The sequence below is a fragment of the Acidicapsa borealis genome, from assembly GCF_059115245.1.
Map to the genome: position 1 here is coordinate 6,046,987 of NZ_JCACNY010000001.1, position 12,250 is coordinate 6,059,236.

The 12,250-nt window shown below is 58.6% G+C and carries 12 protein-coding genes; 10 read left to right on the forward strand and 2 right to left on the reverse strand.

The features are described from left to right. Window positions 1-26 precede the first annotated feature (26 nt). From AC5S27_RS24630 to rplI, 6 genes are all read left to right on the forward strand, one after another. Window positions 27-1,097: a ribose-phosphate diphosphokinase gene (locus tag AC5S27_RS24630; protein WP_493937211.1), complete on the forward strand. Its 1,071-nt coding sequence runs from the start codon at window positions 27-29 to the stop codon at window positions 1,095-1,097. A gap of 142 nt (window positions 1,098-1,239) precedes the next feature. Next, window positions 1,240-1,911, forward strand: coding sequence for a 50S ribosomal protein L25 (locus AC5S27_RS24635; RefSeq protein WP_493937212.1), 672 nt, complete (start codon window positions 1,240-1,242; stop codon window positions 1,909-1,911). A 92-nt stretch (window positions 1,912-2,003) separates the two neighbouring features. Then, a complete protein-coding gene (gene pth / locus AC5S27_RS24640; RefSeq protein ID WP_493937213.1) occupies window positions 2,004-2,642 on the forward strand; it encodes an aminoacyl-tRNA hydrolase in 639 nt (212 codons plus the stop codon). A gap of 63 nt (window positions 2,643-2,705) precedes the next feature. Next, entirely contained in the window at window positions 2,706-3,167 is a 462-nt protein-coding gene (gene rpsF, locus AC5S27_RS24645; RefSeq protein ID WP_493937214.1) for a 30S ribosomal protein S6, read from the forward strand. 102 nt (window positions 3,168-3,269) lie between these two features. After that, window positions 3,270-3,635, forward strand: a complete 366-nt coding sequence (gene rpsR / locus AC5S27_RS24650; protein ID WP_493937215.1) for a 30S ribosomal protein S18 — start codon at window positions 3,270-3,272, stop codon at window positions 3,633-3,635. A gap of 211 nt (window positions 3,636-3,846) precedes the next feature. Further along, complete coding sequence (gene rplI / locus AC5S27_RS24655; protein WP_493937216.1) at window positions 3,847-4,329, forward strand: 50S ribosomal protein L9; 483 nt, start codon at window positions 3,847-3,849, stop codon at window positions 4,327-4,329. 100 nt (window positions 4,330-4,429) lie between these two features. Here the strand turns inward: rplI and AC5S27_RS24660 are convergent, their stop codons facing one another. Both AC5S27_RS24660 and AC5S27_RS24665 read right to left on the reverse strand, forming a co-directional pair. Beyond that, entirely contained in the window at window positions 4,430-5,263 is an 834-nt protein-coding gene (locus AC5S27_RS24660) for an ABC transporter ATP-binding protein (RefSeq protein ID WP_493937217.1), read from the reverse strand. Window positions 5,264-5,326: 63 nt separating this feature from the next. Beyond that, a complete protein-coding gene (locus AC5S27_RS24665) occupies window positions 5,327-7,909 on the reverse strand; it encodes a GH116 family glycosyl hydrolase (RefSeq protein ID WP_493937218.1) in 2,583 nt (860 codons plus the stop codon). 106 nt (window positions 7,910-8,015) lie between these two features. Here AC5S27_RS24665 and AC5S27_RS24670 point away from each other — a divergent pair, with 106 nt between their 5' ends. The 4 genes from AC5S27_RS24670 (at window position 8,016) to AC5S27_RS24685 (ending at window position 12,227) form a co-directional block, all read left to right on the forward strand. After that, window positions 8,016-8,582 (forward strand): TetR/AcrR family transcriptional regulator, encoded by a 567-nt coding sequence (locus AC5S27_RS24670; RefSeq protein ID WP_493937219.1) that lies wholly within the window; start codon window positions 8,016-8,018, stop codon window positions 8,580-8,582. A 75-nt stretch (window positions 8,583-8,657) separates the two neighbouring features. After that, complete coding sequence (locus AC5S27_RS24675; RefSeq protein WP_493937220.1) at window positions 8,658-9,521, forward strand: SDR family NAD(P)-dependent oxidoreductase; 864 nt, start codon at window positions 8,658-8,660, stop codon at window positions 9,519-9,521. 206 nt (window positions 9,522-9,727) lie between these two features. Further along, entirely contained in the window at window positions 9,728-10,474 is a 747-nt protein-coding gene (locus AC5S27_RS24680; protein WP_493937221.1) for a YcbK family protein, read from the forward strand. 148 nt (window positions 10,475-10,622) lie between these two features. Beyond that, window positions 10,623-12,227 carry a Na+/H+ antiporter gene (locus AC5S27_RS24685; protein ID WP_493937222.1) on the forward strand — a complete coding sequence of 535 codons (1,605 nt, stop codon included), beginning with the start codon at window positions 10,623-10,625 and terminating at the stop codon, window positions 12,225-12,227. The last annotated feature ends 23 nt before the right edge of the window (window positions 12,228-12,250 follow it).

A 12,250-nucleotide genomic window follows, 5' to 3' on the forward strand; every position in this document is an offset into this window, starting at 1 on the left:
AGCCAAACAGCTTGGGAGGAGTTTGAATGAAGCAGGAAGAGTCGGCAGTGGTATTGGCAACACCGGAAGAAACAGCAGCAGTAACCGCCGAAGGCAGTCCGAAGATGAAAGAGGCCAAACTGGCCTCGGAACGGAAGCGGAGCCGGGGATTGGGGGAAGACAAGAGCTTCAAGCTCTTTTCTGGAACCGCCAATCGCGCTCTGGCCGAAGAGATTGCCGGCTTTGTCGGCACCAAGCTGGGGGAAAGCAAACTCCAGCGTTTTGCCGATGGCGAGGTGTACTTTCAGTTGCTCGAAAATGTGCGTGGGACCGATGTATTTCTCGTCCAGCCCACATGTTTTCCGGTCGATCAGCACCTGCTTGAATTGCTGATCATGATTGACGCTCTGAAGCGGGCCTCTGCGGCGCGCATCACGGCGGTAGTACCGTACTACGGCTACGCGCGGCAGGACAGAAAAGACCGTCCGCGCGTAGCCATTAGCGCCAAGTTGATTGCCGACCTGTTAACCACGGCCGGCGCCAACCGCGCACTGTTTGTGGATCTGCACGCGGCGCAGATTCAGGGCTTTTTCAATATTCCGGTGGATCACCTGTTTGCCAGCCCGGTGCTGGTAAGCCACTTCCGGGAGCTGAACCTGCCTAACCTGACCGTGGTTTCGCCCGATGCGGGCGGTGTGGAGCGGGCAAGATTCTTTGCCACCAAGATGGGGGCTCCGCTGGCGATTGTGGATAAGCGCCGGACGGAGATGAATGTTTCGGAAGTGATGCACGTGATCGGCGATGTACGCGGGCGGACCTGCCTGGTGATCGACGACATGGTGGATACAGCGGGAACGCTGGTCAAGACGGTAGATGCTTTGCTGGCCAATGGGGCGATTGCGGTTCATGCCTGTGCCAGCCACGCGGTACTATCCGGGCCGGCTATCGACCGCATCTCCAACTCGCGGCTTGAGCAGTTGGTGGTGACGAACACAGTTCCTCTGCGGGAAGCAGCGCAGAAGCTGTCGAAGATTAAGGTGCTTTCGATTGCCGGGCTATTGGGCGCGGCTATCGAGAGCATTCATATGGAGACGAGCGTTAGCTCGTTGTTTAACTGAGCTGCCAGTGGTCAGTGGTTAGTGGTTAGTGATTCAGAGCGGAAAATCAGGCCGCTCATCACTCATCACTCGCTACTCATCACTAGCCGAACAAAGGGAGCTGGTTCTACTTACAGTGCCCGAGAGAGAATGAGACAAGTTCATGCCTGAAACAGTGATCGCCAAGCCCCGCGTAGTGCCGGCCAATGGCAAGTTCAACAAGAATGCAGCGCGCCAGGTGCGTGTTGCCGGCAAGATTCCTGCGGTTGTTTACGGTGCGGGACAAGAGTCGGTAGCCGTTGAGCTCGACCCCAAGCAGATTCTGCGGATCCTGCACTCCGAGTCCGGCCATAACACCATCTTCGACGTCGACATTGCCGGCCATGGATTGGCCAAGGTCATGATCGTTGACTGGCAGTATGAGCCGATCCGCGACACCCTACTGCACATCGATCTGAAGCGCATTGCGATGAACAAGGCGATGAAGGCCAGCGTACCTGTGCGCCTGATCGGCGTTCCTGTGGGCGTGAAGATGGAAGGCGGCATGCTCGACCAGGTTCTGCGCGAAGTGGAAATCGAGTGCCTGCCAAGTGAAATTCCAAGCCACATCGATGTCGATGTCAGCGAACTGGCTCTGTTTGGCGCCATTCACGTCAGCGATCTACCGCACTCCGGTTCGATCAAGTTCCTCGATGCCGAAGATGCGACCGTTGCTCACGTTGTCTCGATCAAGGAAGAGCCTGCTGCTGAAGTTGTGGCTGCACCTGCAGAGCCGGAAGTTGCCAAGAAGGGCAAGACCGACGCTGCTGCTCCTGCTGCTGACGCCAAGAAATAGCAGTGCGAGTGTGGAGTGTGAGTGTGAAAGACCTGATCATGGGCCACACTCACACGTCACACTCACACTGAGGAATGAAAGAGTAAGCGCAAATGCCGGAAGCTTCAGAGACGCCCACTGGGCCAGTAGTGGTGGTGGGACTCGGCAACCCCGGTATGGAATATGTTTGGACGCCGCATAACGCGGGATTTATGGCCATCGACCGCATCGCCCAGCAGGAACGGGTCGTGGTCCAGAACCGAAGATGCAAGGCACTCACCGGGACTGCTCGTATAGCGAACCGGGAAGTGATTCTGGCGAAGCCGGAAACCTTCATGAATCTGAGCGGGCTATCTGTAGCCGCTCTGTTGAAGGAGTTCCAGATCAAGCCGGAAGACCGGGCTACCCGGCTGATCGTGCTCTATGACGAGCTCGACTTGCCGCTGGGCACGGTGAAGATCAAGGAACGCGGTTCGCCGGCTGGCCATAACGGAGCCCGCAGCATTACCGGGAGCCTTGGTTCGAACGAGTGGTTGCGGATTCGGATCGGAGTTGGCCCGGATCTTCCTGCCGAGGCAATAGCGGCGGGGGCGAAGCGGAGGGGTGGTAAGGATTACCTCCTCGACCCGATGGGCAAGAGAGATTTGGCAGTGCTGGACGAGGTTCTGGACAGGGTGGCAGCAGCAGTCCGGAAGATTGTGGATGATGGGCCGGCAGCTGCGATGAACGAGTTCAACAGAAGTAAGGAATAAGCAGCAAAGATCAGGCAGTAAATGCAGGGCTGGAACCCAGGGTTTCAGCGGAAAGAGTCAAAGATGGATCGTTTGTATGAAGTAATGTTCATTGTCCGTCCGGATGTGGTTGAAGAGGAACTGGACAAGCTGGTTGCAGGCTTTGAAGGCACCGTTACCACTGGCGGCGGCGTCATCAAGAGCACCGAAAAGCTGGGCCGCCGCAAGCTGGCCTACACCGTGCGCAAGTTCAACGACGGCAACTACGTCCTGCTGACCATCGAGGCCAACGGCCCCGTGGTCGCCGAGCTTGAGCGCCGTCTCCGCGTCACTGAGCCTGTGATCAAGTTCATCACCGTGCGCATGGACGAGGAAGAAAAGCGCCTCGCCAAGATCCGCGCCCACCGCGCCTCGCATCAGAAGCGCAGTGCCCAGCCGGTACAGCACGCTCCCGCACCAGTTGCTGCTGCTCCTGTAGCCGCCGCTGAGCCTGTTGCCGCTGCCGCGCCTGTTGCGGAAGCCGAGCCGGTCGAAGCAACTGTCTAGTTTTAGCTGAAATTGCCAGGTCCTTCAATGGAGAATCTGGGTGAAACAAGCTGCAACATGCGTTCCGGAGATTCCGGTGACGCGCACAGAAAAGGAAATACGATGGCTGACGAAATTCAAGCAAAGGCACCGGAGACCGGTGCATCTTCCGGCCCGTCCGGAGAATCCCGTCCTTCCGGCGGCGGTGGGTATCAAGGCAACCGTCCCGCGGGCGCACCCCGTCCTGCCGGCGGTCCTGGCGGACGCGGCAAGTTCTTCCGCCGCAAGAAGGTCTGCAAGTTCTGTACCGAAAAGATCGATGCGATCCCCTACCGCGATGTTCGCCTGCTTCAGGGTTTTGTGGCTGAGCGCGGCAAGATCGTGCCCCGTCGCCTGACCGGCGTCTGCACCACGCACCAGCGTCGCCTTACCCGCGCCATCAAGCAGGCCCGGAATATCGCATTGCTGGCCTTCGCGGCGCGTCACTAGGATTCTCGCGATAGTTTTTTCACGGTAGGAATGATCAGAATTGGCCGATTTTTTAGAAAATCGTCATGCTGCATCGTTCAGGCCATAGTCAAACTATCGTGGTACGGCTCTATAATCTGTCGCGGCGCATACCCCCGATCCTGTCGGAGCTCTAAGAGACAGGACGGAAAGGGTTTAGGGTTGCACCGCTCGCAACACTGGAGAGTTTCAAATGGAAGTCATTCTGAAAGAAGACGTAGCGAATCTTGGCCACCGCGGAGACGTGGTGAAGGTAGCCGAGGGCTACGGCCGCAATTTCCTGCTGCCGCGTAAGCTCGCGCTGCAGGCTACTACATCCAACAAGGCTGTTGTCGAACAGATGAAGGCTTCGGCCGCTCGTCGTTCGGCTTCAGAGAAGCTGGTTGCCGAGTCTCTGGCTGCTCAGCTTGAGCCGCTGGTGCTGACCTTTACCCGCAAGTCGGGCGAGAACGGTCACCTGTTCGGTTCGGTCACCTCTGCCGACATCGCGCACGAGCTCGAAGCGAAGGGCTTTGAAGTGGATCGCCGCAAGATTCAGCTGGTCGAGCCGCTGAAGGCTGTCGGCGAAACTTCGGTTGCCATCAAGCTGCACCGCGAAGTTACGGCGCACGTCAAGGTGACTGTTGCTGCCGAGAACGTGGTCGAAGCGGAAGTCGAAGAGCCTGTAACCGCGTAAGCTTTTCAAACGAGTATTGAACTGAAATGACGGTCTACCCTGCGCTTCGGCGTGGGTGGGCCGTTTTTCATTTCAACACCATTTGCTGACTTAGACGGCGTTATACAAGGGCTAAAGGCTTCTCCCGGTCCGTTCGCAGAGTCGGTACGGCGGCGAGCAGGCTTTGCGTGTAGGGGTTTTGCGGATGGGTCAGGACGGTCTGTGCCGGGCCGGTTTCTAGGATCTGGCCGTGGCGCATGACGGCTACGCGGTCAGCCATCTGGCCTACGACGGCGAGGTCGTGGCTGGTGAAGATCATGGCCAGGCCGGTTTCGCGCTGCAGTGTTTTCAGCAGGTCGAGCACCTGCGCCTGGACGGTGACGTCGAGGGCGGTGGTGGGCTCGTCGGCAATGAGCAACTTCGGTTTGTGGACCAGAGCCATGGCGATGAGGATGCGCTGGCGCTGACCGCCGGAGAACTGGTGCGGATAGTCCCGGAAGCGCCGGGCTGCGTCCGGGATGGCGACGGATTCTAGGGCGGCGATGGCCTGGCGCTTGGCCTCTCCGGCCGATACGTGGCTGTGGGCCTGGATCGCTTCTGTGATCTGGCGGCCGACGGTCATGACCGGGTTGAGCGCGGTCATGGGCTCCTGGAAGATCATGGCGATTTCGCGGCCGCGCAGGACCCGCATGGCCTGGTTTGTTTGGTCTATCAGTTCGCGGCCCTGCCAGCGAATGGAGCCTTCGACGCGCGCCGAAGGTCCGAGCAGGCCGAGTGTGGCGAGTGCGGTGACGCTCTTACCGGAGCCGGATTCGCCGACCAGGCCGAGCACTTCGCCCGGCTCGACATGGAGGCTAACCCCGCGCACCACTTCCTTCGCGCCAGCCTTCGACTCGAACCAGATGCGCAGGTTTTCGATTTCCAAGAGCGGGTTTCCGCCAGCAAGCAATGCCATTGCCTCATGCTACGGCATTTGGTTGAGGCCGACGCGAGGCAAGTCATTCGTGTAGAACCCTGCTCAGGCGCTTACAAACTCTATTTTCTGGAATGGGATCTTTCCCGACGTGACATCGAGGAACGGCTTGCCGTCTTTTACGCCCACTGTTCCGAATCCTGTATTGGTCGACAAGAACGATCGAAAATCCCCAGTCATCACTGGTTTCAAGTAGAGCGTCTTTGACACCGCATCATATCTCGCTCCGCTGAATGCCTGCAGGAGAGCGTAGGAAGACATCGCACGCGCATACCAATGCCCACACTCATACTGGTCAAACGGGTTGCGAATCCGGCCATCGTAACGTGCGGCGCATGTGCGAACAACGTCGAGGCCCTCTTCCACCAGTCCGCTTGCAATCATGTGCGACGCAGCCTGGTACTCGATGCCGGTCCAGACCTCGTTCGAGTAGACAAAGGGCAAGGAGAGCGCTCCGCCCTTTGGCCAGGTGCAGAGCAGAAGTCCACCCTCGGCGCCTAGCGCGAAGCCGGGCCGTTGCGGATCGGCGTGGTGCGAAAGGTCTTTCTTCAGGTTATAGCGATGTACGGCGTGAAGGTGGCTGGCAACTTTTTCCTGATCCAGGACCGGCCCTACGCCGCAGGCCATTGCCAGCCACGCGCCGAGTACGCCGTCCGAAAGACAGCCAGTCCCATATTGATACTTGGGGCCTTCTTTTTCCAGCAACTCGCGTGCTTCCGTTGAATAGCTGCCGCCAAAGTTTCGGAATTCGGCGGGATTCTTTGCGCGCAGATTCTTCCATTCGATCTTCTGAATAAAGTACTCACCGTTAAAAAGCTCCGACTCCATGCGCCTGCGCCCGCTCTCATAGAGAGAGTTGTAGAGAGTTACGTTATCGCCGAGCGCTGTTCCCATCAGGACGGCGGCATAAAGCGCGCCAAGGTAAATGCTGGTGCACATGCCGGTCGGTCCCCAGAACTCAATGTCGTAGGTGTTGTGGTGAGGCTCTTCGATCCACCCTCTGTGCTTGGGATCCCAGGTCTCGATGCAGTAGTCGAGACTCTTCCTCACTTTCGGCCACAGACCGTGCAGCCATTCTGTGTCACCGCTGATGCGCCACTCCCGGTAGATCTTCATGATTCCGCCGAGTTGTCCATCTGCGGCAGCGTGGAAGTGGTTACCGATGGGCCGGATTGGAAGCGCCGCCCTGAATTGCTGGTGTCCCTGCTCATCCTGGTCAGGGCCGAATTCAGTTTCGCGAAGACTCCGCTCAAGTTCGGGAAACAGATGCGGCACAGCTTGCGCGTAGTTCCATACATGCGTACATGACCCAGGACAACTCCCTTCCTCATCTCCCGTGCCCTCCCATGCCCAGAATCTTCCGTCGCTCTGCCGAAGCACTGTGGGAGATTTGAGAATAGACAGGTTGCACGCAACAGCATCGACCACTTCTGGAGGCAGCGTCGAGTCGTAGAAGGTGTTGGTAAATGTCTTTGTTCGGGCGCGCAGGTCCGAGTAGTGGTCGTTCCAATACTTCGCGACAGCTTGGATATTGGGAAACTTATCGGCGTACCATGGCCGATACATGGCATCGCCCGGCTCTATTTTGTATTCATCCGGCGCTCCCTGAGCTCCCACGCGTAGATGGGTCTGCGGCGCATACCAACACATGCGCAAGGCGACCGTACGGTCCTCTTGCGGCGCAAGTCTGAAGGGAACAAATAACGTCGCACCCGGCGAAGGCTGCTCGTCCGGCGCGACCGGAGGCCGGTCAAATGCCGCGCCGCTTGCGACATCCTTCCAGGCCATCGTGAGGGCGTCGTACCAGCCACCCCGGAACCAGCTGTAGTTAACTTTCGAGCCGGGTTCGTTCGTCGTCACGGCAAAAGCTGCTTCCTCCCATGGCTTTGCTTGCGTTCCACCGCTCCAAAGAATGAAGCCTCCTTCGAGTTTGCGAACCGCTTGAGGGTAGTCCGCTGGGGAATAGGGCGGTACGAGAAAATTCTTGGCGTTGAAGGAGAAAACAGCGTCGACGGTCTCGTTGGTAGGATTCGTGAAGCGATATTCCAATGCGATCACAGGAAGGCTGGAGTTGTTTGCGTCGCCTGGGGTGAAGGGACTCCAGCCAGTGAGTTCTACCTTGACCGGCATATCTGGATCGCTCAGCGATACAGTTCCAAAAGGAAAGCGGGCGGTAAAGCTTGCATTCTTGAAGCGGGGAAATCCGTAGGTGTGTTCTCCTTCACCCAACCCGCTGTTCGGCATGCCAAAGATCTTCCAACCTGGGACCGGTCCTTCCAGTACGCGAGCTGCGGCTTTGGGACCGCGCACGGCCACTGCGGCGAAGACGCAAGGTTCATTGAAGATGTCCGGCCGATTGCGAATAGAGACATTCGAGAGTGCGCCGGTTCCCTCAAGGCAAATCATTCCAGCGCCGATTCCCCCCAGAGGATAAGCGACCCGAGACAGGCTCTCATTCTCGTACCTGGTTGATCCTCCTGCATGGGAGGCAGGATTTCTGAGGGCGGAGTCTGACCCTCCCCGTTCTGCAGCTGCCAGAAGATGAGCGTTACTTCCTACCCCGGCTACGCCAGCGACCTGGATCCCGGCCTTGAGAAAGTCTCTACGATTCCAGCCATCCTGCTTCATTCCAAGACTCCAGAAGGTGAGTCGAAAACACCAAAATTTGCGACGCTTCACTCTAGCATGCGAATCAACGTGATTTTGCCTGTTGCTGGGATAGCATCATTCCTATATGGCTAGATCTCGGAGTCCGGAGAAAAGGCAGGCTCTTTTGCAGTCGGCGGTGCGCGCGATTGCTGACACTGGCCTCGGCGCTTCTACTGCCAGCATTGCCAAGGGTGCGGGGCTGGCTGAGGGGACGATGTTCACGTACTTCTCTTCCAAAGAAGAGTTGTTCAACGAGCTTTATGTCGAGTTGAAGAGTGATGTGTACCGGCGGATTCATGCGGGTTTTCCGCATGAGGCCGGGTTGCGAGAGCGGGTGCGGCATGTGTGGACGGAGTACCTTCGCTGGGCGATGGAAAAGCCGGAAGAGCGTAGGGTTTCGGTGCTCCTGAATCTTTCTCCGATCATTTCTGCCGCAACCCGCGAACGGATCGGCGCGGAACGTGGGGAAGTCACGCAGGCGATTGATGAGCTTGGAGAACGGGGCGCGTTCAAGGAACTGCCGCGGGGATTCGCTTCCTCTGCGATGACGGCGATGCAGGAGGCTGTGATGGACATGGCAGCAAGGAAGCCTCGGCAGAGATCGAAGTTGGTGGAGCAGGCATTTGAGGCATTCTGGCGGATGGCCAAATAAGCCGGTCTCTTCATCTGAAATAAATGAGCAACTACTCGCTCATTTATCGAATCTATTCCACAGGAGGCCAGAGAGATGGCTAAAGTTTGGTTGATTACAGGGAGTGGCAATGGTCTGGGGCGCGATATTGCTGGGGCTGCCCTGGCGGTTGGAGACAGCGTCGTCGCAGGAGCCCGGCGTCTGGAGGAGTTGGATTCGCTCGTGGAGCGGTATGGGGAGCGCGTGACGCCTGTGAAGCTGGACGTCCGCGAGGAAGCGGCTGCGAAGGCCGCTGTGCAAACTGCTGTGGACAAATATGGCCGGCTGGATGTGCTGGTGAACAACGCCGGCTATGGATACTTCGCTCCCTTTGAGCAGATGACTTCGGAGCAGTTTCGCGATGTGGTGGAGACGTGCTTGTTCGGTGTGGTGTATACGACGCATGCTGCGCTGCCGGTGATGCGCGAGCAGAAGAGCGGGCACATCTTCCAGATATCGTCGGTGGGCGGACGGATTGCGATGCCGGGCAACTCGCCCTACCACGCGGCGAAGTGGGCTGTGGGCGGCTTCAGCGATTCGGTTGCCGCAGAGGTGGCACCCTTTGGAGTGAAAGTGTGCACGCTGGAGCCGGGAGGTATTCGGACGAATTGGGCGCAGCGGGCAGGTGAGGGTTCGCCGGAAGTGCTTCCGGAGTACGAAGAGTCGGTCGGCGCGATCTACAAGCTGCTTGCTTCGATTCGCGGCAACGCAGAGGGCGATCCGAAACGAATCGCCGATGTGATTGTGCGGCTGGCGAATGCGCAGGACGTGCCAAAGCGCCTGATTCTGGGCAAGGATGCCGAGATGCGCGTCAAGAACGTCGAGGCGGCACGAGCAGCGGAGGCGGCGAAGTTCCGCGAGTTCACGCTATCGACGGTGTTTCCGGACACGCCGGTGATTCCGGGCCTGCTGAACCACTAGGAATCGAGCCGGGCGCGAACCGTCCGGCTCACTTGCCTGCTTCTCGCGGTTCAGGAGCCCAGATTAGGGCTGCCAGGTTTCTGAATTCGCTTTTCTCAGGACTATCCGCTATGCATTACAATCGAAGGAGCGAATGACGACTGGCAATCCCCATTTGGGTCCCCGTTTCCAGTGGCGCGCAAATTCATAGCCGGAGATTTGCCGATTTGTCACTGCACCTGCCTAATTTTCTTCGCTCGCTCGCCACTTCCCGCAAACTCGCCGCGCTTTCGATGATCGCTCTTTTGGGCGTGATCGTACCTACAGCCAGCGCCCGCAAGACCGCAGCCCACAGGCATCCAAGGCTACACGCCATCGCGCACGCTTTTGCCAGCGTAGCGCTGCCGGGCGTAGGCCTGCTGCCCGAAGATGAAGGCGATCTGCCAGCTGACGGTCAGAAGTATGAGCTGAAACTGGCCCACGGCCATACCGGCGAAATGGTCGATGTGGTCTATCGGATTGGCGACACGTATATCCCCGCGGCACTGACGCAGCTGAATAATTTCCTCCGCGACAGCCACAATGAAGAGGTTAGCGAGTATGATCCGCGCACCTTCGATGTGCTGCACACCATGCTGGCCAAGCTGGGCAAATCCAACGGCGTGATCGATGTTCTCTCAGGCTATCGCTCGCAGGAAACCAATGACGAGTTGCGCGAGAGCGGCAAGACCAATGCCGCGGAACATTCGCAGCACATCGTTGCCAAGGCTGTCGATCTCCGTGTTGATGGCGTTCCGGCGCCGCTGCTGCGCGATGCAGCAAAGTCGCTGGAAGCTGGCGGAGTGGGCTACTACCCGGCAAGCCAGTTTGTCCACGTGGACGTAGGCCCAGTCCGGGAGTGGACGTACAGTCCTCACTCCCACCACAGGCATGCGGGACGCTCCAGACATGGCAAACGGGCGAGACGCAGCTAACAGATTCGCTCCACCCCGTACCATCCATTGCATGCGCTTAGTCTCGATTTGACGAACGCTTTCCAGCTTGCATGAGCCGCTTCATCGGAGCGATCCTCCCGTAAGATTGCTGCATGATGGGTACGCTGGGATTCACGGAGCCGGGGCTATGACGGACATCAAGGCAATTGAGCTGCTGTTCTTGCTTCTGCTGATGTTCATCATTGCGTTTGGGCAACTGGCGCGCCGGATTGGTACTCCCTATCCGATCGTGATGATTATTGGCGGCCTGCTGATCGGACTGGTGCCGGGAATTCCCCGGATCGCACTCGATCCAGATCTGATCTTCCTGGTGGTGCTGCCGCCGCTGCTTTACTCCTCTGCGTGGACCACTTCGTGGCGGGATTTCCGGCTCAATCTGACAACAATTCTCTTCCTGGCGTTCGGGCTGGTTATTTTCACGGTCCTGGGCGTTGGATTACTGGCGCCAAAGGTCCTGGCGGGATTCGACTGGCGGCTGGGCCTTGTGCTGGGCGCAGTGGTGGCTCCGACGGACGCGATCGCCGCTACCTCGATTGCGAAGAAGATTGGGCTGCCCAGCCGGATCGTGGACGTGCTGGAGGGCGAGAGCCTCATCAATGATGCCACCGGCCTGTTGGCACTGCAGTTTGCGATTGCGCTTGTGTTCAGCGGCACCATTCCAACGGTCGCGCATGGGGCGTTCACCCTGGCGTGGTTGACGATTGGCGGGGTGGCTATCGGACTCCTGGTGGGGTGGATCGTTTACGTGCTGGAGCGCTGGATCGACGATGGTCCGATCGAGATTGCATTAAGCATTCTGGTGCCGTATGCGGCCTATTTCCTTGCAGACGCGGCGCATGCTTCGGGTGTGCTGGCCGTGGTGGCTTGCGGGCTGTTCCTCACGCGACGGAGCGCACACATGTTCTCGCCACAGGCGCGGATTCAGGTGTGGTCATTCTGGCAGTCGTTCACGTTTGTGCTGAATGGGCTGGTGTTTGTGCTGATCGGGCTGCAGTTGCCGCTGATTCTGGCGTCGATTCGCGGCTTGAGCCTGGGCAAGATGATGGTGGATGGGCTGGTCTTTAGCCTTGTGCTGATCGTGTTGCGGCTGGTGTGGGTGTTTCCGGGATCGTGGCTGGCGAACTATGTACGCTGCAAGATGAGCCACACGCGGGAGAAACCGCCCAAGCCGCGCGAAGTTTTTGTGGTGGGCTGGACTGGAATGCGCGGGGTCGTTTCGCTGGCAGCAGCATTGGCGCTGCCCACGGTGCTTGAGGATGGGAGCGCGTTTCCGCAACGTAATTTCATTGTTTTCCTCACGTTCTGCGTGATCCTGGTGACGCTGGTGTTGCAGGGAGTGACGCTTGCTCCACTGGTTCGCCTGCTTGGGTTGGAGGGTGCCGATGGCCCTGACTGCGAGGAGCAGGAGGCGCGGCGAATCGTACTGACAGCGGCGCTGGAGCACCTGCGGACGATCAAGGCGGAGCGGCATGAGGTCGCCGATGAGATCTTCGACGACCTGATTGGGCACTACCAACACCGGCTGGCCGGGCTGGTTCCGAGCGAGGCGGACCCGGAACATGTCTCGAACCACTACAGTTTCCAGGAGATTTCGAGGGAGACGACGCGGGTGGAGCGGGAAACTGCAGTCCGGCTGCGGAACGAGGGCCGGATCAATGACCAGGTGCTCAGGAAGATTGAGCGCGAACTGGATCTGAATGAGTCGCGGTATGCGGATTCGGTGGGCGACTAAACGGCAATGCTTCCACTTTTTAG